This window comes from Anaerobacillus alkaliphilus (genome assembly GCF_004116265.1).
Taxonomy (GTDB): Bacteria; Bacillota; Bacilli; order Bacillales; family Anaerobacillaceae; genus Anaerobacillus; species Anaerobacillus alkaliphilus.
Map to the genome: position 1 here is coordinate 106,086 of NZ_QOUX01000026.1, position 24,916 is coordinate 131,001.

Sequence of the window (24,916 nt, forward strand, 5' to 3'; positions counted from 1 at the left end):
AATTATATCATAGAATGTCTCTAGAACGTGAAAGGATCTTGCATTTTCATCCTATAGGGATACCACCTAGTTATTTAAGCTTTGTCTTCACGTATTATTCGTATTTATAGGACAAGATCCATAACGCTGTCACGCGAGGTCAATATTGCCTCAGGCACAAAATTCGATGTGATCTGACGTCCTAGGGACACTCTATTTATCAATGTTTCTTACTATATTTACTTACACTTTGGTTGTAATCTATACTGCAAAGTATCTTGTGTAAAAGCGTTTAACATGTTGGGCTTTAAGTTTCTTGGTCAATTCAGCTAGTAAAGTATAATCTGCTTCTTCTGATTGATACATTGTTTGTTTACGAATCATGGCAAAGGCTAAACGGATCATGCGATTTCCTAAGGCTATATACGCTTGTCTTGCATATTTGCCTCTATCTCTCATTTCTTGATATTGTTTCTTCATCTTTGGATTGTGCATGGCAAGTGACTTTCCTATTTGATACACACTATTTCTAAATGTACGCCTTCCTTCTCGAGAGATACAATGATAAGTCGGATTTCGACCGCCAGATTGCACTACAATAGGATTCGTGCCTGCCATTTTAATTAACTGTCCTGCATGGTCAAAATCCGATATATCACCCATTTCGCCATACAATTCCGCACCAGTCACTAGTCCAACTCCTGGTACAGTTAACAAGACAGCACCTTCTGTTTCAATGAATAAACTAGCAATCTTCTGTTCCATTTCATCAATCTGTTGATTTACTAGTTCCAGCCGATCTAGCTTATGAACAAGTAAAAAGTGATCAATTTCTAACTCTTCCTTTGGTCTTGAGATGGAATTACTTGCGAATTCTAAAAGTAATTGTATAGAAGAATCGCGTATCTTAAGGTTTTCTTTAATCGATATCTCTCTTAATCCATCAACACCTAGGTTAATGATATCGCTAGGGTGTATAAAATGACGCATCAAATAGCGGCCAGCCTTCCCAAAAAGTTTCTCAAAGGGTTGAACATGAACTCGTTTACCATCTCTCCATATACTCATTCCTTGAAATTCTCGAAATATATGATCAATATGAACTCTTATTTCGTTTTGGAGAGCTGTCTTTTCCTGGACGATTGTGCGTCGAGCTCTTGTGAGCTTTTGAAGCTCATGCACAGATCCTGAAGGTAGTTCACTACTTGTTCCACGACCGTTTATCACTGATTGTGTAATAGCTAATAGATCAAGGTTGTCAGTTTTAGAGCGGTTTAATAGTGCTTTTCTCTCTTCAGATGTAGTAGCTGCGTTTATTATTCGAACATAGTAACTATTCCCTTGCCAATGACGAACTAGGTCCTCATAATAGTGTCCCGTCGTTTCAATACCAATAACTATGGACTGTTTCCCAGTCTCTTGACTTACCTTTTCAATTTGACTGATGAGTTGATTATGACCAGTTAAAGAAGCATCAAACTCGAAGGGTTTCTTTAGGATCTCCCCATAAAAAGTACAAATCATAGCTTTATGCGTATATTTAGCAGCATCTACCGCTACTATTAAAATATTTTCCAAGCCAGCTGTTTGAAGAAACTTAGCCCATCGACTTCCCTTTTTTCCTTGAATATGGTTCAATAATGTGTATACCATCGTTTCATCTCCTTGTGGTGAGGGGTTTTGGAAGTTCTGTGATAGGTCCTTCCATTGTACATGAAAACGATGGTATTTTTTATTTAGCCCAACTATTTATTATACTAGGCACGATTAACTACCCTACAATGTCCCAGCCGACTGGTGTACCTTTGGCAATGTCCATTCTAGCCTTCTTACCAAGAACTGCTCCGATATGTTTAGGTTTCAATCCATATCCTGGTCTTATTGATCTAACATTTTCAGTAGTAAAGACTTCTCCTTCTTTCATATCTTTCACTACAAATAGAGACCTAGAGAATTCTCTACTTTTAAGCTTTTTTTCTGTAAGCTCGTAATTGACAGTCCCCAGTGAATTTTCTGCGTCCCTTACTGAGTCGACTAATAATTTGAATTCTTGTTTGTCTAATGAAAAGCTAGCATCCGGGCCACCAATGCTTTTGTCTAGGATGAAATGCTTCTCTATCACTTTCGCACCTAACGCAACAGAAACAATAGGTACTGTTACACCTAAGGTATGATCGGATAAACCTACTTCTACATTAAAAGTGTCTTTTAGATTTTGCATGGTTAATAAGTTTGCATCTTCGATTTTTGCTGGATAGGCTGAAGTACATTTCAGTAGAATTACTTGGTCATTGCCAACGCTTTTACAGGCTCTTACTGCTTCATCAATCTCAGCAAGAGTTGCAATTCCAGTAGAGATAATCACAGGTTTCCCCTTAGATGCAATATACTCTATTAAAGGTATGTCTGTCATTTCAAATGAAGCTACCTTGTAAGCTGGTACATTTAGGCTTTCTAAAAGGTCAACTGCGGTGTTGTCGAATGGGCTTGAAAAGCAGATGATCCCAATTTCTTTGGCATAATCCAGCAACTCTTTATGCCATTCCCAAGGGGTATATGCTTCTTTATAAAGATCATATAAAGTTCTGCCGTCCCAAATAGTCCCTTGGTTTAACCTGAAGTAATCATTGTCGCAGTCTAATGTAATTGTATCAGCGGTGTATGTTTGTAGTTTGATTGCATCCGCCCCAGCTTCTTTGGCTGCTTTTATTGTATCTTTTGCAATCGTTATATCATGTCCATGGTTTGCTGACATTTCTGCTATTATGAATACTTTTTTTGAAATGTCAAAGTTGTCAATAAGCATTTATTTTGCTCCTCTATTTATTGAATACATATACTGAAGCATTCCACTTTTATTTTCACAGAATAAGAAATTTGCTTTCTCAAACAGTTTTTTAGATGCCACATTATCTTCAGAAACAAATGCTATGATAGTCTCTAACTTATTACGTTCCTCACTAATAAGCGTTAAACTCTCATTCAGTAATTTGTTACTATAGCCTTTGCCTCTAATTGTTTCACATAAACTTAGACTTACGATTGCAGATTTTTCTTCTATTTTATATCTAATCTGTCCTAAAAATTGATCAGAACAGTCTGTTATAACATAAAAAATAACTTCATTAGAATGTAAGATATTATCAAACCATACTAGATGTTCTTCCCAAATAATTTTTTCGGGGTTAATAGAAAACTTTCTAACAGCGTCTTCATTAGACAAATTATAAACGTCAAGAACATCTTCTGCTTTAACTTTCCTTAAGAATAATTTTTCTAACAAAAGATCACTCCCCAACCAAAGCATCAATAATTCGCTTTGTACCGTTACCATCTACAACTTCCTGATATTTAACAATCAATTCTTTCCTTGTATTAAGGTCCATCATTCTCTGTAATTCACTTCCAACCAATTCACTGAATAATGGATCATTATAGGTAATGACTGAGTCGATAAGTTTATATTTTTTTAGTCCAAGTACATTATTATCCTGATTCTCTATAACCTTTATGGGGATAAATGGTGTTTGAGTAGCCATTAATTCATAAATTGATTGCCCAGCTGCTGTAATAGCTACGTCAGACTTCAACATAATCGTTTTCATCTCCTCAGCTGAAGCATTCTGGTAGAAGTTAATATTGTTCATGCTAGTTGTTACGATTTCGGGTATATTAGCAAAAGCATGTCCAATTACTACATTCAATGTAATTCCTGGATATTTATTTCTAACCAACTTTAAAAGAAGAGAAGTTAAATTATGAATATCCGAACCACCTAAGGTAATAAGAACCTCATTAACTTCCGTACTGATGGTTTCTCTTCTAACTTGGATAAAAGGGCGGCGTAAAATTACATAATTATTATCGAGTAAGTAGATATTATTTTTACTAATGGGATGTAAATCTTCATTTGTGGTTAATGATGGATTTACTACAATCCCTTTTGGGTAGTTAATTCTAGCATTATCATCAATGAATAAGCTTTTTTTTGCACGATTAGATATCTGTCTATATAAGTCTTCAGAAGCTAAGTAAGAGTCTACAACACAAAGATCATCTTCTCTTATATAATGATCTAAAAAATTGGTAGAAAGCCAATTGACCATTTTATACTTTCTATCTTTTATAATGCCAACTCCGTTTAAATCACCATGTAAAATAAACTCAACATCAATTCCTCTAAGTTCTAACTCATCATATAAAGAACTGCACCTGGAAATATGCCCTAACCCTATTTGACTTCCACCCTCTGTAAAAATCAAGACCCTCATTGAATTCATCCTCTTGCTAGTTGATTTTCTTTTGTTCAATATGTGCATTTATATTAAACAAGTCTGGTTCTTTTACAAACAACTGGACAATGTCTTCAAGGTAAAAGTCGTGACTGCCATTATATAATCTTTTATAAACCTCATTAATTAACTCAAAATCCTCTTCGGTATCTAAGGTCCAGCGGTACTTTGAATAATCAGTTTCATTCATAACATAATGAATATTATTACTATGCTCATAAATATATGGTGTAACATGCTCTCTTTGGTATTCCTCTTTTGCATGATGGTAGGCGTCTTCTAAGGCTGCAAAAGATAATACCTCGGTATCTAAACCACGTGGGTAAGTTCTTTGACAATGATCCGAACCTGCATTTGTTACAAGGTTATATCTGTGTTCTAAAAATTTACTAACCACATCATCTACTACAAATGGATCTATTAAAGGGCAATCTGAAGTTATTCTTACAACAACATCAATATTATTTTGCTTAGCAGCATAAAAATATCGGCTTAGAACGTCCTTTTCACTACCTCGAAAAACGTTTGCTCCATATTTCTTTGCTTCAACTTCAATCACATTATCTCTAGTAAGATCTGTTGTTGCTATAACAATCTGATCAATTAATGTAGATTGACTTACTCGTTCTATTACGTGACCCAGAACAGTTTTTCCTTTTATTTCTTTCATTACTTTGCCAGATAATCTTGTTGACCCCATTCTCGCTTGTATAATCGCTCCAACTTTCATCATTTTCCTACTTTCTGTAATGATTGATTACCTTGGTAACACTAGCAATTACATCGTTTACATCATCTTCTGTCATCCCAGGAAATAGCGGAATGGTAATTATCTGTTCATACAACTCTTCTGCAATAGGGCAGATGCCCTTTTCGTACCCTAGTTGTTGATAATATGGGAGAAGATGAACTGGTATATAGTGTACATTTACTCCAATGTTCTCACGTAATAAAGCCTCGAAAATCTCTTTTCTTGTCGCTGTTAACTGTTCCAAATGTAGACGAATGATATAAAGATGCCAGCTAGATGTACAGTCATCTGCTTGAAACGGTATAGTAATCTCAGGAACTTCTTGAAACGCTTTATTATACATATCTACGTATTTTCTTCTTGTCTCAACAAATCGATCGATCTTTTTAAGTTGGCTTGATCCCAGCGCAGCTTGAATATCAGTTAAACGATAATTATAGCCGAGAAATTGCATTTCATAGTACCAAGGTCCATGATTGTCCATTAGCTTGTCGTTGTCACGAGTAATACCATGTGAACGAAATTGAATTAACTTTTCATAATAAATTTTATTATTGGTGGTAATGATTCCACCTTCACCGGAGGTAATATGCTTTACTGGATGCAAACTGAACATTGTCATATCACTTGTGGATCCGATCTTACTACCTTTGTAAGTAGCACCTAAGGCATGGGCAGCATCCTCTATTACGATTAAGTTATGTTCCTTGGCAATAGCATGAATTTCATCTAGCGCAACAGGTTGTCCGGTGAAATGTACTGGAATAATTGCCTTAGTTTTTTCGGTGATTAGTTCCTCAATATTTTTGGGATCAATATTATAGGTGCTATTATCTATATCAGCAAAGACTGGTGTACCACCTTGATATAGTACGCAATTTGCACTTGCAGCAAACGTCATAGGTGTAGTAATTACCTCGTCACCTTCCCCAATTCCCGCTGCAAAACAAGCTCCATGCAAAGCGGCAGTGCCGTTTGAAAACGTTACTGCATACTTTACTCCTACGTACTCAGCAAATTCTTTCTCAAATTTTTGAACTGCTGGTCCTGTTGTTAAATAATCACCTTTTAAAACTTCAACTACTGCTTGTATATCATCATCTTCAATCGTTTGGCGCCCATAAGGTAAATAACTTTCTCTAACTGGCTTATTCTCCATTTAAAATAAACTTCCTTCCCATACAATATCGAAGAATAACTTTATTCTTTTACTAATTCTCTTAATTCATCGACAGTTAACCAATGATCATTTACATTACTGATATAACTAAAGCCATCAGGCAATGCTTTACCACCGTTTGAATACTCTTTTCTCCACCAAGGAAACTCAGGTTGAATAACGTAATACTTGTCATATTCTAATGTACGACGCGCATCATCTTCAGTAATCATTGCCTCGTGCAATTTTTCTCCTGGACGAATGCCCACAATTTTAATTGAACATTCCGGTGCGATTGCTTCGGCCAAGTCTGTCACTTTCATACTTGGGATTTTCGGCACGAAGATTTCTCCACCCTTCATACGATCTAGGCTGTCTAATACAAACTGTACCCCCTGATCTAACGTTATCCAAAAACGTGTCATACGTTCATCCGTAATCGGTATCTCACCCGTATCTTTTATTTTCTTAAAGAATGGTACTACACTACCACGGCTACCCACTACATTTCCATATCGAACTACTGCAAATCGAGTATCTTTATCACCAGCATAAGAATTTGCAGCTACAAAGAGTTTATCTGATGCTAGCTTTGTTGCACCATATAGGTTTACCGGACTAGCTGCCTTATCAGTACTTAAAGCAATTATTTTTGTAACACCGCGATCAATGGCTGCTTCAATGATATTCTGTGCTCCATTGATATTTGTCTTTACCGCTTCAAAAGGATTATATTCACATGCACCCACATGCTTTAACGCCGCTGCATGGATGACAATATCAACCCCATCAAAAGCTCTATATAAACGATCTTTATCTCTAACATCTCCAATAAAAAATCTAATTCTAGGATCAGTAAACTCTTGAGCCATTTCAAATTGCTTAAGCTCATCACGACTAAACACAATTACTTTCTTAACATCTAAATCTAAAACTCTCTTTATGAACTTTTTTCCAAAAGATCCAGTTCCACCAGTAATTAATATTGTTTTATTACTTAACATTGTTTAGTCTCCTTATTATATAAAGTTACGCATTAATCTTTCTATTCTATATGCCTTCCTAGACACTTAGATAATCGCTCAAAATCAATCGCACGAAAGTTTTGACCATCATTTAAAATGAAGCTATTGTCTATCTATAATTATAACATGTCAAAATTCGACACTCTAATGACTTCTTTTTGGTAATTTCACCGAGTTGCACCAACTTAGTTGATAGGATCATCTCCCATAATATCTCAGTCATCTGGAGTAGTCTCACTTACTTCCCATCCAATAAATATATCGGCATGTATTTTTATTTTTTGTATTTTTTCTTTATATTTAATTTTTTTATAAGATTTATTTCAAATAAATTGTTTCAACAACAACTCATTCTTAAAGTTGTTTGGAATAAAGGTTTGTATGCACATGTGGGGAGATGTTTAAACTTTCAGGGCTTTCACATGACAAATAGGAAACTAGTAAACTATCTGTTATTTCGTAGTAAGAAACATGTGAATCGTGATACAGATTTGAGTGGTATTTAGTGCAAGTCGGGAGCGCTATTTACTAATATTCAATCTAAATTATGTAGTTATTAAAAACCTTTGGTGAGGATAATAGCGGATAAACTATCAAAACATGACCTACAACAAGGTTTTTTCGGGGTGTCACAGTGACGATCCTCCAATCCAAAATGATCAATTTATGATCCAAATTAGCCAACTTATGATCCGAACGCATTTTTATACACTGTACCTCCTGTAGAAAAGGAAGGAGCCACCAACAGCTCCTCCCCTAGCCAATCCCTAAACCATCTGCACCTGCTCAACATACATTGCGCTCGACAACGCGCGCCCCAACCTTGCTCACTAAGAAGCCAGCGCTTGAAACGAATGCACCCTGAGCTAGCACTAAATCCATCACCAAGGACACTTTCGCCGCGTCCACAGGCTCGATTGGGGCATCTAGCGAAATCGTGACGTTTCGGCCCCCTTCACCCTAAACATACATGTCCCGGGCCAAATGGGTGGGGAGGTGCTGCTTACATTTTTTGATAGCCTCCAAGCGCCACGACTTTACCGTATTGACCGAGACATTCTGCTCCCTAGCAATTTGACTTGGACCTTTACCAAATTCTAAATATTCCATGAGCCAAAACTTTTCTCTTTCTGTTAAAAACGGGAGGACGGGTCGTAATGAAATCGTCACCCAGGTAGATGGTACTCCCGCCACAATTTCCTCCATAAATGGAGAATCGGATAAACTCGCATAGTAACTGCGTTCTTTGTGCAAAAAATTTAGCATTCGTCCTCGAACATATTTTTTTATATAGGCAGGGAAATAGCCTTTCCCCTCCTGATAATTTCTACTCGCATCCCACATCGCCAGTAAGCCAATCTGGTACAGCTCATCATTGTATTGGTAAGCTCTCAGCACTTTGATTTGTTTCTTAATAATTGGTTCAAATTGTTCAACTAACTCTTCAAAGTCCATTTCATGAACACTCCGGCGGAAAGCGCGCCTTCCAAATATTCCGCGGTTACCCTTATTATTGCGGTTCGCACTTGGAGTGTCATATGGCCGAAATTGGTGTTTGACGTAACAAACTTAAACTGTAAACTAGGTAGAATTTAAACTTTGACTAGGTCAAACTTTAATCTTTCTATGAATTCTCTCCCCACCTCTTTTTCGAAAAGTAGGTATCTATAAATGAAAGGGGAGTTCAAAAACATGAAAAATGGACAAATTGAAAAGTTTACGAGGTTTTCACAGTTTCAAAGCGTGGAGGAATTTAATAGACATGTAAGAGGCTGGTTAGAGGAGCACGCACGAATTTTTTCAAAAAGTGAACGCATTGCTCTCATGTACTTAAGTCGCTATGCGGTAAAAGTTGTTGGGGTAGCCAATGTAAAGATCGGTACATTGCTGAAGACGATCAACGAGGAGTACAACGGAAACGGAATATCAAGATCAACAATGAAACGAATGATTGTAAAAGCAAAACAGATCGGCATGCTCATCACTCACGAATTAGTGCGCGAAAACGGCGGTCAATCTAGCAACTTGTATGTCTTTATGCGTCGACCTGAACCACCCAAGCCAGAAAAATTGAACCCCCCTAATAAAACTACTTCTTTAAAAACTATTAAAGAAATAGAGAATCGTAATGAGCTCGACCACAGTTACACAAGTGAAAAAGTTCCGCAACCTTTTGTGAAATTAGTCAAATGCTTTTTTGATAGCTTTCAGAACATAGAAGAGTACTGGCGGATGACAGAGATTGCGGCTTATAAGTATGTCTATGAGAAAAATCAAGCACTAAAACTAGACGTTGCGATCCAGTCATTTAAACAAACCATCCGCAAAATGAAGCTTAGTAACGTGAAAAAGCCTATCGCTTACTATTATTCCGTGGTCGTGAGCAAGTTTGAGCAAGAATTTCATCGTGAACTAGACGAAATCGAGCAGGACGGAACGAAATATTATGGCTCGACTTTCATTAAAATGACGCATTAAGGGACGCATTGAAGCATTAGGGACGGTTCCATTATACTTTCAACATTGGCCCAGAATGCTTGAAGTAATCTCATAGCACATGCTACTCTTTCAATTCAATTGTCTATCCAAAAAGAAGCACGAGAACTGTCCCCATGCATCTGTGGAACAAGGGCATGGGGGCGTCACAGTGACGTAAATCTCTTACGTGTGTTTTAGACGAGTGGAAGAATGGTTATTTTTATTACTCTCCGATTTTTGTTGGGCAAGGTATTATTAATTTAATTTGTTCTAATTTATGATGTTTAACAAAATGATACTGAACATTTCCCATTTCTAGATTGCTCCATTCGGGAGCTTGCAACCGACCATCTTGGATATCTACCGCTCGAAGATAATATATTAGTTTCAATAACATATCACTCTACTGATCTATATCTGTCTCAGATTAACTTATAAACATTGAGTATAGTTCTAATAAAAAAAAACAAAAGTTTTCCGTATATTCCCTTTTCGCGTACTCTAGTAGATGGTTCACCTCTTCTATCAACTAGATAATGTTGATAAAAAAGGGTATAGCCTTGGAATTTCAAGATCAACTGAAAAAGCAATTTGCATTTATTATTAAGGGGCGTCGGACGAAACTAGCTCTATCCCAGGAAGAACTAGCTTTTCGTTCTGATTTAAGTCCAGAAACGATTAGTAATATTGAAAATGCGAAATCAATCGCTAACCTTGAGACAATTTTTAAACTAGCCAAAGGATTTAATATAAATCCCGGCCATTTAGTAAACGAAGTTTATGAAAGACTTCAATAAGACATTCTTAAAAATTTGGAGTAGGGCCCTCTCCCTATTCCTACTAGTATATGTATCTCCAATACAATCCTACCAATGCCTATCTAATTGCCCTTATTTATATTCTATAAAGAAGGTGATGACAAGCGGTACTTCTACTATTTTACATACCATCTATTCATAGGCTTTTCTTTTACTAGCAGGGGAGAACCCCATAAAAAGGAGACTATTTATGACAGTAGAAATTTTACTCGACTATACCATCAATCAAAATACAATTGCCATTATCACAGTTGCTCATATTGATTATCAAACAAAGGTCATTGAGAAGAATGCCATCTTTTACGTCAAAAAACCTGCTCTAGAATTGATTAAAAATGCTTGTCTCATAGGCGGTTCATCCTATGAAGGGAGAAAAATTGCTGTATCATATCACATGAGAGTAAAACACAAGGTTCCAATTCCGATCAATCCTATTCTTCACATCTTTGCCTTTCCAACTCATTCTCCAACACAATATCATTGCAGCTGGATCTTTCCTAGTCATGTAAAGGCTATTGAAAAGCATCCAACTAAACCAAATCATACCGTCATTATTTTTAAAAATTCATATAAACTCGAAATCCCAGTCTCTTACTATCAAATAGAAAAACAACTCCTACGCAGCGCAGGTTGCATTATACAGTTCTCAGAGTTGTCAGTTACTAGTTGAGAGGAGATTTTATATATAGTTAAACATTTAATTAAAGACAAATAGCAATAGCAGCCCTGATATAAACTTGATCATTAGGGCTGCTTAAATAAGTTCAACACATCACAATCCAAGAGCATAAACACACGTCTATAAAGTTTTCACTAACTATTTGCTCTAATACTTTAATCGAGTTGGATATGACTCCAATATAAATACCTCTAAACCTTGACGAAGCTATTTAATCGGAGCCCGTAAGGTCATGAAAGCACGAGGATCTTCCCCATGTTTTCCCTTCGACAAATTCCGGGTTGTCACAGTGACGCCTTCAATAGGATTTTAAAGGCTAGTTTTAATGCTAGCCCTTTTTAAACTCTCATTTATTTATATTCTATGACTCTACTTATGGATTTTTTAAGCTGAAAGATTTAAATTCATTAAGCTTTAATTGATTTTTACTGAATAAGTAATGTTCAATCATATTTAAATTAGTTGTGGAGCCATTATAATCTGCTGACCCAATTGGTGTCAGTTTAAAGAATGATATTATATCTTCTAATAATGTTGGACTTTGAAGGTCAATATCATAATAATGCCATAAAGTTGCGTATATAATGGCTAAACCAATACTAAATTTAATAACTCTAGTTTCATCTTCTCTAAGTAATTTTGTAGAAAAAGGATATTCAATTTCACTAGATACTTTTAAAATAAACTCATTGAATTTATTAAATTCACTAATTAACCATTCAAGTTGTTCCTCCTCATTATTTTTATATAATGATGCTTTTCTCATTAAAAAGTCTTTAGAAATTTCGCTTGCATTTCTGATATCTAACAATCCTAATTCTATAATATTAAGTAAAACGGCTATTTCTTGATGATTTTTCTGCTTACTAGTTCTACTAGGAGTAATATTATATATAGAGTAGAGTAATGAGTTCTGAGAACTCTCATCATTTCTATTCTCTATTAAACCATTTATAAAATTAGTTATATATTTATTTGACTCTGAAAAGTAAGTTACTAAATCTATTTCCTGCGTTTCAAGTTTTCTAGTATTGGTATTGTAACGCTTAAATAATTCAATTTCTTCTTCTGGATTAGGGAAACTGTAAAATTCTAATGTAGATAAATGACTACCTAATATCTTAATTTTATCTTCTATATTTAGGTCTAAAAATCTTATTCCGTTGTATTCTGGTCTTAGCTCTAAGCCCTTCAAAGAAAATTTATTTTTTACAAATCTATATATTGCATTTAAGCGATGTTGTCCATCCATTACATGACGCATTTGCAATCTATTTTGAGTTCTAATTAGAAATACTTCTGGAATAGGAATACCGATTAGAAGTGATTCAATTATAGAACTTTCCTCTTTTAATGTAGATTTATAATTCCTTTGATAGTCTGGACTAAGTATAATCCCTTGTAGATAATCAATTTCATCAAATTCACTATCCTTTTCGTCTATTAGATACTTTTCTCCTTTTTCTATGAATTTAACCATATCTTGAACAGAGAAAACTGGTCTGATAAATTTAACAGGCTCCTCAAAATATCTCATCATTTAAGTTTACCCCCTTCTAAGATTACTTCGTAATTAAATCTTATAGATTTGACTAAATTATCTTTATCTGGATAAATGCTCTCAAAGTTAATTCCTAAGCTGAATAATTCTTTTAATATATCTTCTTTACAGTTTTTATTTATTACGGCAATCGCAACCTTATCTTTTAAGTCTGATAAGAAATCTGGGTTACCCATATAATCATGAGATGATAACCTCAAAAAACAGCCTTTTTGAAAATGTATTCTTTCATTAATATTTGGAACTTTGATAAAATAGGAACAAGAGATATAATCTTTTAGATAATTTCTTTCGCTCGCATCCTGTAAATTTATTAATTTTTCTTCTCTTCCTATAGTCTCTTTATTGAAAGCTGTTGAGTCAACAAAAAATACAATAGAGTGGTTTCTAGTATATTTATAATCTTCTATTGCAAACAATAATGATATTATATGGGCTTCAGTGAAATCTAAATACTCTGTTGGTAGTCCATAATGCTGCCCCTCAGCCCGAAGTTCTTCAATACTGCGCTCCTCTGTCCCCTTCTCATAATGTGCTATTTTCTGTCTAAAGGTATGCTCATAACCCTTTGCATGAACATCTTGTTTTTTTTCATAAATTCTATAAATAGATGGTACTAATTCATAGCTACAATCTTTTTGACCTCTTGATACATAACTATTAACTGACTTTGACTCTAATTCATGTATAAACCGAGTATAATCACCTAAAGAATTAATTAACGTTATATTTGATTTATCTTCAATTAAATACTTTTCTGCTAAAGTCTGCTCAACAACACTTTCACTCCACTCATTATTTACCACTTTATCATATAACTGATTTAAATCGACTTTTAATTGGTTATCCTCAGATTGCGGAATTAATTGTATTATTTCTTTCAAACTTAAGTAATCAATTTCTTTAATATCAAAGTTAATTTTATCGTCATTTGCCTCTGGTTCCCCTTCCATCATTTCCAATCCATCAATCAAGTAAACTATGTTCTCACGTACCTTAACAAACTCGTCTCCACTATATTGTATTAAAAGACTCTTTTCAATTATGTCTATAGTATAATTTTCCTTTATGTCCTTTATATCTTTTCTATATGTTTCGTATATGTACGTGTAGTAATCACTATGTTCTTTTACGCTTTTACTTGAAATATCAACATCTCTAAAAATTGCATATTCTAAAACTCCCATATCCCACACCACCCTAATAATAATCTACTAGTTTTATTTTAATACTTTACATAAAAATTCCAATACATTTTTTAAAAAGCCGTACTAATAATTAATACTGCTTTTTCCTTCCATAAGGAGTAAATTTAAATGTTAATTACTAACTGCATAATCGTATTAATTAGTACATTAGTACTCTTTTAAATAATATTGCATAAGATACCTCATTTGCTTATGATACGGTTCATCGTATCATTCACCAAACTTAATCTACAACATATCTGTTATTGTTTCACTGTGAATCTTATTAATAGAATGCAAGAAGAAGCCATGAAGAGAGAATCGAAGATCTCTACCATGGCCTCCTAATAAATAGCCATTCCAAATTTCGGATTGTCACAGTAGTTTCCAATCGCTTAAATACTTTAAATGAATGGGGGTCTGACCCCACTACTTTTGGACTTTAACTATTATACAGAGGGGGCTTGCCCACAATATTATGGGATGTAGAAGTCACACGTGACAGTTTTTCCTTCTATTTTTGTAACTCTAGTTTTTCCAAAAGCTAAACTAAGATATAATACTTTTTCAACCAATACTTCTCTATTTAATGTAGACTTACCATCCAGTGAGCTAGAAATAAAATCCATCAACTCAGTAATTGATTCATCAATATTATTCAAGTGTTCCCTTGAGGCCTCGTCTAACTGAATTATCTTGAAGTCTGACGTAACATCATAAGGTTTTACCATTAGATATCTATATAATTTATTTAAAGATTTTCTTGTTTCACTTATATCATTATCCTTAGTTTCAGAAATTATATCCCACACAGAGTAAATATTGTTAATAAATTGTTTGAGCTCATGCAAATATTGTTTAAACTCAATATACTCTTGGTGTATTTGCTTCCGTTCCATTTCCTCTTTTTCTATTTGCTTTTTAATCTCATTTTCTCTTTCTTCTTTTTCCTTATAATATTTAGTTACTGCAAAACTGGTAATGCCTCCACTAACTATACCTATTAAAAGATCTCCCAATATCATATAAATAAATACCTCCAGTTTCTGATTGTCTTTCTTATACAAACTAAAATAATCATTAAAATTGGGTACCCCTACGGATACCCAATCAACTATAAGTTACTTAGTTATCATACCCCAAATACCTTAGCAACCCATGCAACATAGTCGCTGATTGACCTCTTGTTGCTTTTTTGAACGGCTCATAATTATCTCCAAGATCCGCTCTGTGAATATTAAGTTTCGTTAGTTCAGCTACTTCTGTTTGAGCCCAGCTTTTTGGTATTAACTGATAATCTTTGTATGAAGCTAACAACTCTTCTTTTTCTTCAGTAGTAATAGAGTTATCTTCACCTAAAAACTTTAGAACCCTTGAAATCATTACAGCCATCTCGGCATTAGTAATAAATTCATTTGGTGCAAAATAGTCTTTGCTCTTTCCATTTATTATTCCTGCATTATAAGCTGCTCCGATGTATCCCGCGAACCACTGATCTTTTTTCACATCTTTGAACTGAGACAACACGTTAGCATCCTTCTCACTAATGTTCAATGCTCGTACAAGAAGTGCAGCAAACTCAGCTCTAGTAATACTATCCTCTGGCGCAAATCTAGTTTCTGTCTTACCGTTAATAATAAATTTCGATGCTAATAAATCTATTGATGACTTTGCAAAGTGGTTATCTACATCACTAAATGATTTACTATGCTCGGCAATTACAACTATTCCTTGACCTAATCGGTTAATGTTAATATCTGTTTCCTTCGCAACTGTTTCAAATTTTGCAGGTATTGAGCGTAGGCTACTACCCTTCTCTTCATAAAGTAATGCTACAGCCTTATTTTGACTCATTACTTGGTCTAATTGTAGTGTAGATGAAATATTGTTGTCACCTAGCAATATTTCTACCCTCTTTTGACCTACTTGTGCATGAATTCTTAAGGATAATGGGTTAATTAAAGCTTTCGCCCTATTATTTCGAAGTAGCTGTTCAATGTTTTCAGCAACTTCACCCTCGACTTTATCAATAGATATAACAATACTAATTTTTTCTAAGTCAGCATTTAGCTCTTTAGATACTTTAGAAAAGTTAATAAGAGATAATGGAAGACCTAAAGAAAAATCATTCAGTAATAGGTTTAGATTGTTATCACTATTATTTACTAGACTTGACGCAGGTATCTCTAACATTAAACCTTTATTATCATCGCCTAATAAGTTTAAGTCATAATTTACTATTACACTATTATTTTTATCCTTTCCAAAGCTTGAGCTATCAACACTTACCTTTTGAACAGTATTACCGTAACGATTTATTGCATCAGTAACCCTTAAAGTGTTCCTTGCAAATTCCTCTGTTGAATTTAGCTGTTGGCTGTTCACAACTACCCTAACACTTACTTCTTCACCACCATATGCAACTGTAATAATAGCTCTTCCAGGATTTTTAGCAGTTAAAACCCCACCTACCACATCAACTATAGTTTCGTTTGAAGTTGTAATTGTAGCTGCACTTGTAACATCTCTAATACTGTCATCAGAATATGATGCTGTAACTTTCATTTTTTGTGTCTGCCCAACTGTTAATTGGTATAACTGAGAGTCTAAAGAGACTGAGGTAGTTTTTATATCATTAATTTGAACATTGTCAATTGATACCAACGTATTTAAGTCCATCGTTGTTAACTCCAAACGGTTATACTTCGTAGGTTCAAATACGATATTAAACACTTCTCCTTCTCCTGAAATCGCCTCTGTCCCAGCTAAACCTACATGGATTTCTCCAGGTTTGTTAACGTTAAAAGCAAAACTATAGTTACTTGTATTATTAGTTTTTTCTACAGAAACAGCCTTAAAATATTGACGGTCGTACTTTAGAACAATATTTGAACCATACAACTTTGTTTCATCAATATTGAACTTCACTGGTATAGAAATATTTCCTTCTTTAGTAATAGGTTGACCTAGGGAGAAAAGGGAACTTAAATTAGCTTGATTTGAATTCCCCCACGAACCGGAAACATCTCCTAACATAACAGCAGTAAAGTTTTGAGAATTTAAGTTTGAGTTAATATTGTTGTACGTTCGTTCACTTGGTGTGAAAGCCCATACCTTTCCTGAACCAGGAAAGGGACCTTCTAGAAGTCCAACTGCTTTTTCTAAAACATAAGCTGCATCCATAGAATTAATTCTTCCATTTTGGTCTACATCCGCTGCTAATCTTTGATTTTCAGTTAGACTAATTAATCCAACTGCCGCTTGTAATATAAGAGAAGCATCATATGAACTTAACCTATGCTCTTCTTTTGTTCTATTAGCTTTTAATTGATATGCACCACTTATAACATTGTCGAGACTAAAACTGCCGTTTGACGTAGTAGCTGTTTCATAGTCTTTGTTTCCGGTTAGTGTTAGATCTACATCTGGAACTAATAAATTGTTACTATAGTATCTTACAGTTCCTTTTACACTAAAGGTATTAGCTAGATTGAAGTTACCGTTTGTAATGGCTGTTTTAATATTTCCATCATTCAGTTTTAAACTGCTGATAGTTAATGCTGAATTCGTTTTATCACTATCTAAAACCTTAAATTCCATTATTGCTAATGAACCAGTACCTGATACTGCTGTAGCGGATGCCATTGAGAGTTTAATGCTACCCTTTATAGCTGTATTAGTAGCTAGTGAGAAGTTAGGCGTTATGGTACCTAAGCGTACATTCATCAACTCTAACATACTACTATCGTATATCACTTCTGTATCAACAGCTCTTAACCCAGAAACACTGCTAATTAAAATTGGAACCTCAATAATATGACCTACATTAGCACTAGAGTCAGGCAAACTTACATTCACTTCGTCACTGACGTATTTATAAGCACCCAGTAGAGAATGTTTAGATCCATCTGAATTTGTCACAGTAATATTAACAGTTGCTGGTATATGCGCTGGTGAAACAACTTTTATTCGATTACTGCTTTCAACTTCTACATTTTCGGCATTTACCTGCCCAAAGGACACCTTTGCACCGGACTTGAAGTTACTTCCGTTAATAGTAACAACTGTCCCACCTGAAGCTGGTCCCTCAGCAGGTGAAACTGATGTAACCCTTGGTGCATCATTAATTATCAACTTATGTGGCATTTCAGGTCGTCCATGCCGAACTATAGAGATGCCATCTGTCGCTTCAATATAATACTCAATTCCTGGTGCTTGCATTATTGTACCTTCCAAAGTAAACGCATAGCGATCGCCAGTTGTTTTTACCATGTTTCGTGCAGTATAGGTTGTTGTTCCAATCTTACGATAAAATAACTGCACATTTTCAACCCTTACATTATCTGTTACATTAGCATGTATTTGTAAAGACATGTTTGCAGTAGCATTTGTAATGGCAGTATGACTGACAACTGGCGGAACAGTATCAATTGGAGTTGCCGATGCTGTATTGGAGTATTCAGATTCACTCAAGTCCGTTTTAACTACTGTAAACTTATAATAATAAGTTTTCCCTGGCTCAACATTAGTATCATCATAACTCTTTTGATCTGATGGAATAACAGTTGTATTAACCTTTTCGAAATTCCCATTTAAAGTATTACTACGATATAAGTTATACCCAGCTAACAAATCAAAATCATCTTGTGTCCAAGTTAAAGTTACTTTCCCTTCATTACCAACAGCCTGTAAATTCATTGCCTCAGTTCCAGAAGTTATGATCTCAAATCTAAATCGTTCTGAGTCATTTCCTGTTACTAGCCAAGGATTATCTGCTGCAACTGCTCCTTGAACACGGAAAAATTGATAGCCGTCACCAGTTAATGAGGAAATTCTAAAATCACCCTGCCAATGCCTTGGTGAAATCCAACCACCATTTACTGGATTAACCGTATAGTCTGTAGTAGGCATATCTGGACCGAAAGAAACTCTTGGTTGTACAGTTTGTTCCATATCTCTATTAAATAGGACATTAACAGTAATTTCTTCTGCACCTACTCTAGTTGTTCTTTCTTCAGCCTTTGTCGAAACGTAAATATCCGTAACAAATGGATATGCTTTTTCTGGAGCTTTAGTTAAAATAGGGTTAAAAACTACTTCCTCCATATTCTTGAAATCGTTAAAATCAACGATAGCTCTATCAATTAAAGTTGTAGAATTGGTACCCCAATAGTTAAAGGACAAGTACCTTTTGTACTCTCCGCCTTCTTCACTAATAAACCTCATCCAATTATTAACGTTAGGATCCCACCAACGATTTAAAATAGCATTATTTTGAATGGTAGAAAGGGCTCCGCTCTCAATAAACTCTATTCGGATCTTGTCAATTTCTTCACGAGTTATTCCAACGCTTTCATTAAACGCTAAAGTGTTTTTAAGAACTGTATAACCTTCTTTTCTTAGTAAACCTACTAAATTCAAATCATTTTTGGTTTCTTGTTCAGTTGAAAAACTAAGATTGTATGCGTTACTAAATTGGTTATGGAACAAATCTTTAACTGCATTTTGAGGTATTTGTAAAGTATAAGTAGTATTTCCTTTTAAATTTCCTAAAGGTTCTATAATTAGCTTTGTACCTTCAATTTTTCTACTTTTCAGCGAAATTATATTGTTTTGTTGATCTTTTAACCTGATTAAACCATAATTATCTCCAGGCTGTATTACTTCATTAAAAATAAACTTAATATTAGCATCTTGGGGTACATTTATAGCGTTAAATTTCGGTTCAACTGAAACAATTGTCGGTTCATCCATATCTGGTAGAATACCAAACAATGTTTGTACTGGTATGTTTCGATTAATTGTAGTTAGGTCACCTAATTGACCATTATTATTTTGTCCCCATGAATAGACCTCTCCAGCCTCTCCCACGAGGAAATTATGATAATTTCCAGCCGAAATTCTTCCAACCTTATTTATATTTATGTTTGTTGGTATATCTCTAATTGTATACGTCCCATCACCTAATTGGCCTGCTTCATTATATCCCCAAGCCCAAACGGTTCCATCACTCTTTTTAGCTATACTGTGATAAATACCTGTGACTACTGACTCAACATTATTAATATTGATCTTAACTGGACTGCTAAATTGATCCCATATTTGCCCATATCCAATTGCACCAAAGTTATTTTGCCCCCATCCCCATAGGGTACCATCTTTTTTTAAAGCTAATGTAAAATTGTATCCAGCAGTAACCGCATTTACTTCAGAAATATTTTTTACTTGAACAGGTATTAGTCGATCAGTTTTGGTACCGTCACCTAGTTGGTTATAACTGTTATTCCCCCACATCCAAACAGTTCCGTCACTTCTTAAAGCAGCAGTATGAGTTGGACTTAAAGACATTTCTATAACATCTGTTAAATTTTCTACTTGGACGGGAAATGATCGATTTATTTTACTACCATCGCCCAATTGACCATAATAATTTTCTCCCCAAGCCCAAACTGTTCCATCATTCCGAAGTACAAAACTATTGCTTTCACCTGCATAAACTTTCTTAACATTATCGATATCTACTTGTATTGGTTTGGTTTCAATTCCCCATGTTCTACCATTACCTAATTGCCCATAGTTATTATGTCCCCAAACCCAAACAGACCCATCATTTCTTAATGCTAATGAATGTCTTCCACCGGCAGAAACATCAATAATATCTACTAAGCCTCTTACTTGGATCGGTGTACTCCTTCTAGAATTGGTATTATCCCCTAACTGCCCGTATTCATTATCTCCCCATGTCCAAACAGTTCCATCTCCATTTAATGCTATAGAATAACTATCCCCACCATCTACTTTTTTTGTATTAAAACTTATCTCACTCTCCCAGACTGTTACAATAGCATCAGCTTGAATTGCACCATTTTGGTTTGTTGCAGTAACTAATGCCGTACCTACGCCTCTTGCTGAAACCAAGCCATTTTGATCTACTGAAACAACTGCTTCATTACTTGAAAACCATAATAAACTTTGATTTGAAGAATTTCCAGGTTGAATAACTGGTGTTAATTGGGTTGGTTCAGATCCTAAAACTAGTCGCAAAAATGTTTGATCAAATCTAATTGAATTTACCGGTACTACAACAGATACTACTGCTTCAGCTGTATAACTACCGTCTCTTGTTGTAACCAAAATCGTTGCAGTACCTTCAGATATTCCTGTTACTCTACCATTTTGATCAACCGAGACTATATCAGGATTACTAGAAGCCCATTCTATCGTCTTATCTGTTGCACCTATTGGTAATACTGTAGCAACTAAAGTTTCTTGTTCCCCACTCGCTAGTTCTAAGGATTGTTTATTTAAAGTCACACCAACTACTGGTACAACCTCTATCACATCGACCTCTACAGTTGCAATAAATCCACCATCTTCAGTTGTTGCTGTAATTGTGGCTTTACCTATTTCTAACGGGGTTACTAAACCATTATCATCAACAGAAGCAACATCTGTATCACTTGAGCTCCAATTTACTCGTTGGTTAGTAGCTTTTTCAGGAGTAATTTTTGCTGCTAATTGAGCCGGTACCCCACCTTCTCCAAGTATTAGCCTATTAGTATTAAGTGTTATTCCTGTGACATAAGAAACACCTGGCACTTCAATAATATACATACCATTAGAATGAGAATAATCATACCATTGCCCAGAATTCCGATCGATACTAACGTAATTAGCAGGTGAATGTATTGTACAACCGTTACATCCATATTTGTTATCCGGCTCTCCAACTTTCCAGTTTGTGTAATTTACTTCTTCACCATTAATCCACTCAAAAATACCCTCTTCTTCAAAGTCGTTCAAACCTATCACAGGGTCCTGGTAAAAATCCCAAAAATTATACTCTGGGTATTTACTTTCAAAAAGATGACGGTCTTGTAAATAGTTAGACAGATAGGACATAATAAATTGGTTTTCTTCTGCATCATCAATTGTAACTATATGTCCACCTATTTCTTTTGCAAACCTTTGTACTAACTGGAATTCTCCATCTCTAGGTAAATCAGTAATGTTTGATCTTACAGCAAAATAAGTACTTCCATTTAAATTACTTTTAATGGGAAATACTGTTTGAAACGCCTTATTAGGGTCAATCCTTGAACCAAATTGCTTCCCACGAGAAACAAAATAGGTTCGATCACCATACTGTTGATCTTTTAATTTATAATTTTTTAGAAAGACATTATCCTCTGCCCAAGCAGTATCAAAATACATGAAGTTTGAATCGAACAGGTTTCCTTTTAATTTTCCTCTAAGTCTTAACATCCAAGAAATTGAGGGATTATCCGAATACCATTCAGTAGTTCCTAAATTATAGAATATAGAATTAGAGGTTTCCTCAGAGTGCACGTACGGTCCGTGCCAAATATCAATCCCTACTACCCCATTCTCTAAAAATCTCTTAAACATCATATTAAATAAATCCTGACTAAAATAGCTATGATCAATCTTTTGAACTGCAATATTTGGATTCATAACCTTTGTATAATTTAACTCAGCATACCCTCTGTATCTGCCCGAGGCCGATTGATGGTACCTTAAACTCTCAGTCGAATACACCTTCACCTCATGCCCTGGAAACAAACTACTTGCAAACATTTCTACCGGATCTTCAGCCGTTCCATTAACGAGGAATTTACCTCTAACCTCAATATATGCCATCGTTTTTTCTGCATATGGATCTTCAGGTTCACTGCTCCAGAACTGAATTTGTGTTCCTGGTAAAACTGTTACCGTTGCTCCTTCTCTGATTAAGGTTGCATTTGGGACAATCCAATAATTATCTTTTGTTAAGGTCATGTCCTTATCAATTACACCTGGCAAAATAGTTCCTTTTCTAACTGCAAGTCTAATACCAGTTTGGTAAGTATATGTTTGTGTATCGTTAGCATCAAAACCATTTCTAGCAGTCATCGTAACATTTATTGGAATGATGTAATCATTTGGTGTATCTGCTGCAATTTTTATTTTAAATGGGTTGTTAACTCCTACGACAACATCATTCTCATATATTAGACCATTGTCGTCTGTACCGAAGTTTCCTATTGCACCGTAATTAACTGTATCGTTAATAATCGTTGCATAAGGACTACTAAGTCCGGCTGAAGATACCTTAGTATCAATCTTAACTTCAACATTATCGGCTTTTCCCCAATGGTTTCTAATAACTAATGCAATATCAATCGTTTCCCCAGCATCAACAACTCCATTTCCGTCGTTACCTTCAGCTATATTGGGGGTGTCAAAAATATAATGTTCTACATAACTCAATTCTGGCTTAGGTGTATTGGTTAATGCTTCATAAGCATTGACTGAACGATATTTAATTGGTGGCGACATAGGGTCTGGAGTAATCCCTTGTTTCCAATCGCCTGTAGAGGCTATTTGCCCCATAATAAATCGTGAAGAATACATCTCTTTATCATTAAATTTTGAGCGAACTAATGCAGCTATAGCAGATACAACTGGTGCTGACATCGATGTCCCTGACCATTTAGCGTACTGATTATTAGGTAGGGTACTAAATATCTCCACTCCTGGTGCCATAATTTCATATTCACTTGAATTTTGTGGAACTGTGTCCCAATTCGAGAATCCAGCCAAATAATCCCCATTCATAGCCGGATGTTGTCTTTCAGCCATTACTCCTAATACCCATGGATATGCTGCTGGATATAAGTTTGCCCCACGAAGATGTGGTAAGTTTGGTCTAGCATGGTTACCTGCAGAAGCAACTAAAACAGACGTTCCAAATGCAACTTGTAATGCATCTTCCTCTAAAGTTGACCTACCATATCCACCAAAACTCATATTAATAATATCGGCACCTTTATCTACTGCATAAAAAATAGCTGCTGCAATGTCTGATGAAGCCAGAATTCCACTTGACTGAGCGGCTTTCAATGCCATAATTTGTACATTATGGGCAATACCAACCCCACCAATATCATTGTTAGCTTGAGCCGCAATAATACCAGCGACATGCGTTCCGTGCCCGTGGTCATCCATTGGATCCCCGTTTCTAGCAACAAAGTTTGCTCCATGGATATCATCCCTAAAACTATTACCATCATTATCTTGACCGTTCCGGGTCTCAGACGAGTTTACCCACATGTTCCCAACCAAGTCTGGATGCTTATAATCAATTCCAGTATCTATAATAGCAACAACGATATCTCTGTTACCTCCAGAGTTCATTCCGTTTTCCTCTAAGTAATTCCAAGCTTCTTTGATTCCAGACTTATCTAGATACCATTGTTCAGCTACTTTTGGATCTGTAATGTTATCTGGTACTTCCAACTTATCTATCTTTCTAATAAAATCTGGCTCTACGGCTAATATATTGGACTCACCAGACAACTCTTCTATAACTTCTCCTATGTTTGACCCTGGCTCTAAAGAAGCACGGTGCCACTTAGAGAGATTTTCTACGGCTTTTACATCACTACTTAATACTCCTAATTTCTCATTTGCACTTTGAGAAAATAGTGGTTCTAAATGCAGGACACCATATTGCTTAAATGGTTCTAAGTCAATAGTTGTAGTATAACTACCGCCTCTACTTCTTCTTTGTGGTTCAATTTTAACGAGAAGCGTATCCTCTTTAAAACTATAACTTTCTAATTCCTTATTTCTGCTATTCTCATTTTCTTTGAAAGGCTCATATGCCCTCAAACTATCCTTGTAAATATGATGAGGTCCAAATGATATCTTTGGAACAGGGAGAATAACCTCACCTCCCTCCACACTATCGGGAGGTATTATTTCATCTGATACTTGCATCTCAAAATCACTAAAATCTTCTCCCGGATATGTATAAGCAATACTAGGGAGTAAAGAAGAAAGCACTAAAAAAAACACATTTAAAACAATAAAAATTTTCCTTTCCACAGGATTCCCTCCAATTTTCTTCCATAATTTATCAAATATATCCAAAAGTTATTATACCATTACTTTCCACTTTAATAATAGATTCAAATTGTGACTT

Annotated in this window: 15 protein-coding genes and 1 pseudogene; 3 read left to right on the top strand and 13 right to left on the bottom strand. The window is 35.2% G+C overall.

What is annotated here, in order from left to right; genetic code table 11:
• Positions 1 to 240: 240 nt before the first annotated feature.
• The 9 genes and pseudogenes from DS745_RS07470 to DS745_RS07510 all read right to left on the bottom strand — a co-directional run bounded on the left by DS745_RS07470 (position 241) and on the right by DS745_RS07510 (position 8,661).
• On the bottom strand, positions 241 to 1,632 hold the full coding sequence (locus DS745_RS07470) for an IS110 family RNA-guided transposase (RefSeq protein WP_129077605.1): 1,392 nt from the start codon (positions 1,630 to 1,632) through the stop codon (positions 241 to 243).
• A 118-nt stretch (positions 1,633 to 1,750) separates the two neighbouring features.
• Entirely contained in the window at positions 1,751 to 2,785 is a 1,035-nt protein-coding gene (gene pseI, locus DS745_RS07475) for a pseudaminic acid synthase (RefSeq protein ID WP_129077641.1), read from the bottom strand.
• Positions 2,786 to 3,313 (bottom strand): GNAT family N-acetyltransferase, encoded by a 528-nt coding sequence (locus DS745_RS07480; protein ID WP_129077642.1) that lies wholly within the window; start codon positions 3,311 to 3,313, stop codon positions 2,786 to 2,788.
• Positions 3,267 to 4,250 carry a PseG/SpsG family protein gene (locus DS745_RS07485; RefSeq protein ID WP_129077643.1) on the bottom strand — a complete coding sequence of 328 codons (984 nt, stop codon included), beginning with the start codon at positions 4,248 to 4,250 and terminating at the stop codon, positions 3,267 to 3,269. The genes DS745_RS07480 and DS745_RS07485 overlap by 47 nt, the downstream gene beginning before the upstream one ends.
• A 16-nt stretch (positions 4,251 to 4,266) precedes the next feature.
• A complete protein-coding gene (locus tag DS745_RS07490) occupies positions 4,267 to 5,004 on the bottom strand; it encodes a cytidylyltransferase domain-containing protein (protein WP_338324528.1) in 738 nt (245 codons plus the stop codon).
• 4 nt (positions 5,005 to 5,008) lie between these two features.
• Positions 5,009 to 6,181, bottom strand: a complete 1,173-nt coding sequence (gene pseC, locus DS745_RS07495) for a UDP-4-amino-4,6-dideoxy-N-acetyl-beta-L-altrosamine transaminase (protein ID WP_129077644.1) — start codon at positions 6,179 to 6,181, stop codon at positions 5,009 to 5,011.
• 41 nt (positions 6,182 to 6,222) lie between these two features.
• A complete protein-coding gene (gene pseB, locus DS745_RS07500) occupies positions 6,223 to 7,185 on the bottom strand; it encodes a UDP-N-acetylglucosamine 4,6-dehydratase (inverting) (protein WP_129077645.1) in 963 nt (320 codons plus the stop codon).
• An 807-nt stretch (positions 7,186 to 7,992) separates the two neighbouring features.
• Positions 7,993 to 8,151, bottom strand: a pseudogene (locus DS745_RS07505) (DUF2922 domain-containing protein); the annotation flags it as partial.
• A gap of 15 nt (positions 8,152 to 8,166) precedes the next feature.
• A complete protein-coding gene (locus tag DS745_RS07510) occupies positions 8,167 to 8,661 on the bottom strand; it encodes a sigma-70 family RNA polymerase sigma factor (RefSeq protein WP_129077646.1) in 495 nt (164 codons plus the stop codon).
• Between the two features lie 237 nt (positions 8,662 to 8,898).
• On the opposite strand from DS745_RS07510, the gene DS745_RS07515 reads away from it, so the two are divergent.
• The 3 genes from DS745_RS07515 (at position 8,899) to DS745_RS07525 (ending at position 11,172) form a co-directional block, all read left to right on the top strand.
• Positions 8,899 to 9,684: a hypothetical protein gene (locus tag DS745_RS07515; RefSeq protein WP_241657755.1), complete on the top strand. Its 786-nt coding sequence runs from the start codon at positions 8,899 to 8,901 to the stop codon at positions 9,682 to 9,684.
• A 560-nt stretch (positions 9,685 to 10,244) separates the two neighbouring features.
• Complete coding sequence (locus tag DS745_RS07520; RefSeq protein WP_161568205.1) at positions 10,245 to 10,481, top strand: helix-turn-helix domain-containing protein; 237 nt, start codon at positions 10,245 to 10,247, stop codon at positions 10,479 to 10,481.
• Between the two features lie 211 nt (positions 10,482 to 10,692).
• Positions 10,693 to 11,172 carry a competence protein ComK gene (locus DS745_RS07525; RefSeq protein ID WP_129077649.1) on the top strand — a complete coding sequence of 160 codons (480 nt, stop codon included), beginning with the start codon at positions 10,693 to 10,695 and terminating at the stop codon, positions 11,170 to 11,172.
• 382 nt (positions 11,173 to 11,554) lie between these two features.
• Here the strand turns inward: DS745_RS07525 and DS745_RS07530 are convergent, their stop codons facing one another.
• The 4 genes from DS745_RS07530 to DS745_RS07545 all read right to left on the bottom strand — a co-directional run bounded on the left by DS745_RS07530 (position 11,555) and on the right by DS745_RS07545 (position 24,819).
• A complete protein-coding gene (locus DS745_RS07530; RefSeq protein ID WP_206662925.1) occupies positions 11,555 to 12,721 on the bottom strand; it encodes a DUF262 domain-containing protein in 1,167 nt (388 codons plus the stop codon).
• Entirely contained in the window at positions 12,718 to 13,929 is a 1,212-nt protein-coding gene (locus DS745_RS07535) for an FRG domain-containing protein (protein WP_129077650.1), read from the bottom strand. The genes DS745_RS07530 and DS745_RS07535 overlap by 4 nt, the downstream gene beginning before the upstream one ends.
• A gap of 476 nt (positions 13,930 to 14,405) precedes the next feature.
• On the bottom strand, positions 14,406 to 14,954 hold the full coding sequence (locus tag DS745_RS07540; protein ID WP_129077651.1) for a hypothetical protein: 549 nt from the start codon (positions 14,952 to 14,954) through the stop codon (positions 14,406 to 14,408).
• 100 nt (positions 14,955 to 15,054) lie between these two features.
• Positions 15,055 to 24,819 carry an RCC1 domain-containing protein gene (locus DS745_RS07545; RefSeq protein WP_129077652.1) on the bottom strand — a complete coding sequence of 3,255 codons (9,765 nt, stop codon included), beginning with the start codon at positions 24,817 to 24,819 and terminating at the stop codon, positions 15,055 to 15,057.
• Positions 24,820 to 24,916: the final 97 nt, after the last annotated feature.